Source organism: Rhizobium sp. WW_1, assembly GCF_003610155.1.
Lineage (GTDB): Bacteria > Pseudomonadota > Alphaproteobacteria > Rhizobiales > Rhizobiaceae > Rhizobium > Rhizobium tropici_A.
The window spans coordinates 259,997-266,111 of record NZ_RAIN01000009.1; the positions used below are offsets into that span (position 1 = coordinate 259,997).

At 56.1% G+C, this 6,115-nt stretch carries 4 protein-coding genes; all 4 read right to left on the bottom strand.

What is annotated here, in order from left to right; genetic code table 11:
• Positions 1 to 7 precede the first annotated feature (7 nt).
• The gene (locus tag BJ928_RS25480; RefSeq protein WP_047632863.1) at positions 8 to 907 is read right to left on the bottom strand and encodes a LysR family transcriptional regulator; all 900 of its coding nucleotides are present in this window, start codon (positions 905 to 907) and stop codon (positions 8 to 10) included.
• A 344-nt stretch (positions 908 to 1,251) separates the two neighbouring features.
• Positions 1,252 to 2,913, bottom strand: coding sequence for a hypothetical protein (locus tag BJ928_RS25490; RefSeq protein WP_147413938.1), 1,662 nt, complete (start codon positions 2,911 to 2,913; stop codon positions 1,252 to 1,254).
• Positions 2,914 to 3,388: 475 nt separating this feature from the next.
• Entirely contained in the window at positions 3,389 to 5,233 is a 1,845-nt protein-coding gene (locus tag BJ928_RS25495; RefSeq protein WP_047632860.1) for a hypothetical protein, read from the bottom strand.
• Complete coding sequence (locus BJ928_RS25500) at positions 5,226 to 6,005, bottom strand: TniB family NTP-binding protein (protein ID WP_183079451.1); 780 nt, start codon at positions 6,003 to 6,005, stop codon at positions 5,226 to 5,228. The genes BJ928_RS25495 and BJ928_RS25500 overlap by 8 nt, the downstream gene beginning before the upstream one ends.
• Positions 6,006 to 6,115 lie beyond the last annotated feature (110 nt).

The following is a 6,115-nucleotide window of genomic DNA, read 5'->3' on the forward strand; positions in this document are numbered from 1 at the left end:
CCGCGTGTCACGCGGCCATCTTGCGCCCGATTTCGACGAAAGCCTGGCGAATGCTGTCGGCCACCGCCTTCATAGGCCCGGTCATCTGCGAGGCCGTCAGCAAACGAATGTCGAACGACGTCAGTTCCGGCAACCCTTCATTCGGTCCGAGGATCTCCATATCGTCGGTGATGTAGGAGCGCGGGAACGGCGCGACGGCAAGGTCGGAAACGATCGCCGCGCGCTGTGCCATCGTATGCGCGCTGAGATAGGAAACGCGATAGGCGCGCTTCTGCCGCTCCAGCTGCGCCATCGCTTCCGACCGCCAGATACAGCCCTCTTCCCAGATGGAGATCGGCAGCGGATCGCGGCGATAGGCGGTGCCGCACTTGGCGCCGGCCCAGACGAGGCGCTCCGTATAGATCACCTCGCCTTCCGTCGGGAAAGGCCGCGTTGCGCAATTGATCAGCGCCAGATCCAGCCGCTGCTCCTCGATGCGCTTTTTAAGCTGGATGCTCATATCGACTGTTACATCGACCATAATACCGGGGTAGCTTTCGGAAAAGCTCTTCAAGATACTCGGCAGCAGTCGCTCGCCGATATCGTCGGGGGCGCCGAGACGCACCACGCCGCTAAGCTCGGGCATGATGAAGCGCGATACCGCCTCGTTGGAAAGCGCCAGAATGTTGCGGGCATAGGAAAGCAGCATCTCGCCGTGCTGCGTCAGGCTAACCGAGCGCGCGTCGCGCAGGAAAAGCGTGACGCCGAGCTGCTCTTCCAGCTTCTTGATCTGCATCGAAACGGCTGACGGCGTGCGAAAGACAGCATCGGCCGCAGTCGAGAAATTCCCCGTTTCGGCGATCGCGACGAAGGTACGCAGAACTTCATTGTCAAGCAACGGTATGGGCCGGCGGAACGGTACGGTCATATCGGTTACCTTTCAATTTTTCTGATCTTAAGCACCATATCATTTCATTTGTCTGAATGTCAATGAAGCACCATATTAGATGCAATGGAAATTCACGCAGACAGCCTTAAAGGAGCAAAGAACCATGGCTGGCACGGCATTGGACGAGACCTCTCGCCTTTTCACCCTCTTGCGCGTTCGTAAAATTCAGAGGACCGCGCAGCACACGCTCGACGAGATCGCCACTCGCTTTCCCGCTCATCTGATCGATGACGTCAATGCGCGCGGCCTTCCGCCGGATCGGACCCTGTGTCGAAACCAATCGAAAGCGACTCTCCTAAGGTATTGACTTCATTTGATCGAATTCAAAAAAGTCGATTCTCTGGCGCGTCGCCCACCTTATCGCCATCAGAAGTTTGACACGAAGCTGGATAGTGGCAACCGCTCTTTGCCAGAAATTCATTGAACGCAGCTCGATGCATGATTTTGGGCTGGGAATGGACCGACAGTATCCCCTCTTGCCTCAACTGCTTGAAAATTGAGGCACTCGATCTTTCGGGAAAGTTCAAAAGCGCCAAGCATCTAGTTATTTCCGCACCAGACACGTATTGCTTCCGGAACTGTCGTACCGCGGAGAACGTCAGTTCGCCTGGAAGGAGAAGCCCGCTACTCAACAACGCCGATATTTCGCGTCCTACGCCGATGTAGAAAGCGGCCTCACCATTCAGAAGTGCGACTTTGTCAAAAGCATCCGTTGCCTCACCCCGATCAAAAAGTTGGGTCACCAGCATCGCGTTCTGAACCCTGAGCCTTCGTACCAACGGGCCGCTACCTGGCACGACGGCTACCGGCAGTCTACCGGTAGCTACATGACGCAACACACCTGACCAATAAATGCCTCCGCTCCTTTCAGCGATGGCAAGGTTGTACACCGAGATACCGCCGCCTTCGAATTTGTCCGCTACGCGTCCAATCATTGTCGCCAAGTCTACGTCGTTATTGCCTTGAAACAATCTCCTCAAACTATGGTCTGGACACAACGCGAGTCCACTTTCATACAACTGGACAAGCTCGATAAGCGGCAACCCAGTAGACTTATGCTCTTGAAGCACTGACCGAGAACTAGCGGCAAGGGTGGCAGCGTACACAAGCCTTTCCTCCGCAATCTGGGTATCGAAACCGCCTGATTTCCAGGTTCGTCTGTCTGGGAGAACGTGATGATATCCATTGAGAGCCTTCTCTTTGGTGAGGTCGCGTGGGGCAGTGCCCGATCGAATTTGATTGCGCAACATTTGGACGAAATCACTTCCAAACAGAAAATAGTTCGCCTGCACAGCTTCAAAAATAGGACTTCTGAAATCGCGCCTTCTCCGCAGGGGTTTCGTCATGCTCGCTACCTCGTCATTGAGCTCGAACAACCCTCGGGGCCAAGTGCGAACCGCCGCCGTGGACTTATCAAGTGCGAAAGGTGAGCATGCTGACTTTCGAGGCGCGCCGCTCGCTCTGTCTAGCAAAAACGCCATCAAAACGATCAGTTCGAAGATCTGGCCGCGATCAAATGACCGAAGCTCTGGATGGATCGATTCCGGTAGCGACCGATCTGGCGAGAGCCCTGGCTCGATCAGCGAACAGCACAACTGCAGATTCTCGTAAGTGTCGAGCTCCACCACGGGCTGAGGATAATCACGCAAATCCGTTATGCCGCGACTGCTCTCCGAGCCGTCTGCGCATGTTTGGCACGAGTAAAGTCCCATGGTCCGCGAAAACTTCAGTTGGACATTGCATACCGGACAGCGGTCTAGCAGGTGCTCGAAATTCGTGGGATCGAACCCGATAGGTAGCACTGACCAGATGGCCCTCATGTAACCATGTCCAGCGAGGAAGGTAGGTGAAACCCTTCTATGGCCGGCGAGACGTCCGACTTTGAGGGGAGCACCAAAAAAAGACACGACGCCCTTTCCGCCGTTCACATAGCGAAGCGGTCTGATATCGCCTGGCCCATTAGGCGTTCCAAGAAAGTCGCTCAAGCTTCTATCATCGATCGTTAGGTCAACGAAGTTTCGTGGCTCGAATATTCGCTTTGGGTCACACCCCACGATTTGCCAAAACTTGGAGGCCGACTGATATCCGTTACGGCTCATGGCCCGAAAAAATATCTCTGGAAGCCCCTCATCCGATTGCGGTGTGACCGATATGGGCATGCGCCGCCCTAGCAACTGGCTTCTTCGTAATGCGACCGAAACCGACGGCTCAACGGGGTGACCGAAGAACTCGCCCCGTGGGTTGGGCACGATTATGGTATTGTTTACGTGCAATTGTTGCTCCTGAGTTAACGACGCTGCGCGATAGTTTGAATGGAAAGGAATCGCGTCTTCCTCCACCGGTCAGAGCGATGGCGGCGTGTACTGTCGATACTGTCGACGTTGATCGAGGCGATAGCACCGTCGGGAAGTACGTGGAGTGCTTGAGCTCCCGAGGGGGCGTCTTCCTTGCTTCTTAAGATTATTTGATGAACGGATTTGGGAACAACGCGATCACGGCTGGCCGCGACCAGAGCTTGAGATTGCCTGCCAAAAGGCTTGGTACTCCTTCATCGGCAAGCAACGCACGGACGTTGCGCCGCTCCGAACAGATACTCAACGACAAGAAGACTTCCGCATCTGACGGGAGCATCCATCGCTTCTTGAATTCGGCGACGTCGGCTCCGGAGGCGTTTCTCGCCAACATTCCGGCATGGACTAAGCTATTGGTCGTTGCCATCGATTTCCCGATCGCCACTGACATCTCCTGTCGTGTCATTGGGATTAGATCCGAAGGCGATCGATCGGAGAAGCTCGACATAATTTTGCGCAGGCCTTCAAAATCGTTGGTTCGCATCCTCCTTACGAGAGGAACTCTTGAAGGGCCTAGCGTAACTTCCAGATCGCAATCAAAGATCGCGTTCAGCACAGCAACCCATCCGCTACCGTTTAGATGTCCGAACGCCGACGCAGCGGAAAAAAGATCAAGCTGACGACCGTGATCGAGAGTGTCCGCAGCAGCTCGACGTGCGACGGCGAAAAGCGAGACGTCGAAAGCCCGGCAGGGCGGCGCCCATGCTCCTTTCATCAGGGCATCCATTTCCGGCAGCATGCCGGCGCCGTATAGGTCGATAAGATTAGGAAGCGGCAATCCAAGGTCGGCGGCAATCAGCCGTGCCTGTCTGTCGTGTCGCAGCAGCGTCACGATGGCTTCGATCTGGGAGACAGCGTCGACGGAATTAATCAGTCGTTCGAACGCGCGCCCCGAGTGACGAATGGACCAGCGCAGTCTCACTGGTTCGTCGGGCGCACATGGCTGGGCCAGGCGAACCCTGCGCGCCGCGCGTCGTCGTTTGAATTCCTCGTCTTGCGACTTGATCACGCCACGTATCTCTGCAGGAAGTCTCGTAACGAGATGTAGTCCGTCAAGCGCCGATTTGCGCCCAGTCCAAGCTGCGGCGACGTCGTTCTTGAGTGCGTGGTAGCCCTCAGGCCAGTTGAGTAGGGCACGCGCCCCCTGCTCGATCGAACGAGGTCTCAGGGCGCGACCCCAGCCTGATGGCCTTTCTTCCAACCGGCCGGCGATCTCGACGATGAGTTGGAAAATGGCTCCTGGACGGCTGTTCGACAGATCAGGATGGAGGCAACCTCTTTGCCCTATACTCAAATCCAAGAGCTCCGCTACGAACTGGATCGCCTCCTCGTCCTCGATATCGACGTCCGGCTGGGGAAAATCACGGAGGTCGACGCCGCCCTTGCTGGGATTTGCATTGTTTGGGCATTTGTCGCAGAACGAAGGGCCGAACGTACGCAGCCACCCAAGCTTCCGCGTACATACGGGGCAATGATCAAGAAGCGCTTCCTTTGTCGACAAATCGAAACTGAACGGCCGGAGTGCCCACAGAGAGTTCTGACAATCATTCAACCGCAGAGTTCGCGGTGCGACGCGCCGCTCCTTTGCAAGGTGACCGCGCCGAATGTCGATGCCGAGAAGTTGCACCCAGTCCTTTCCAGCCATTCCCTTTTGCGCAAGTAGTTGCTTGACGTGCTCGGTATCCTTGCGGATGCCGAGCACGTCGACGAGGCGGTCCAGATCTTCGGCGAACCCCTCATGGACGCCTTGTAAGCTGCGGAACGACCTCGATCGGGCGAGCTCCACGACCAAGCCCGTAGATTGGAACCCGTTCGTCGAGGCGGCCCTGAACGCGACTTCTTTGATGCCCTCCTTCGGGTTAGGGCACGAAGATATCGCGAGAACGCGCCCAATGTTGCGCGCCCGACCTTCAAGGTGTTCGACCAAGCCCTGGTCCGCCTGTGCACTACGCATCGAGCATCTCCGTAGAAGCTGCCTTCAGTTGCTCCTGCTCTCGCTCTTCCCGTTCGAATGGATTGTATTTAGCCAGGCCATTGAAAATGGTGTACTCGGCCGACGCGGCCTTGAGGTGCTCCCAACCAACGTTATCGGCGCCCTCTTCGAGCGCGTATCGGGCCGCCAGTGCGACGATGTTCGTTGTATGGCCAAAGTAGCCGCCCGATGCGAAGAAAAGGCACCTCGGTATGGCTCGTGTGAGGAAGTTGCTGCGGACTGGAAAGAGGCCGAGACTTTTCAGTTCCAGGCCTAGCAGCGCGCAGAACTCCTTATAGGCCGATTGATGCGCCTTATTTTTCCAGGTCAGCGGTCCGATGAAAAGCCTTTCTTTGCATCTGGCCCTGATCTGGAGGTCGCTGAATACCTTCCCCTCCGCTTCGCCGGTTCCAACGAACACCACAGGGCAGCCGCCGAGGAGGAAATCCTTCAAGGTGTTGTGAACCCTGGTGGCTTCCATATGTATCGAACCAGACTTGGCCCCGATCTTCAGGTGATTCATTTCGTCGAAGATGAGAAGTTCGGTGCCGAATTCCCAGATGTAGTTCAATATACGTTCTTTCTTGTGGCCCTGCGTCCCTCGCTGCGGTTTGGGGTCACCAAATGCACGGAGGATGTCTTCCAAAAGCGATGTCAGGGTCGATGTGCCGCTGACCGAAACGTAGATGACCTTGCGCTGGAGCTGGACGACGAGATTCCGCGGCGTGCCTTCCGGGAACAGGCCAGTCTCCAAGCAGTAGTCGACCACTGTCCGACATCAGCGCCCTTGAGACAGAATTGGTTTAATTGAGAAGAGAGGATTTTCGGCTCATCGTAGCTCTATCAAAGGAAGCGAAGATGAGA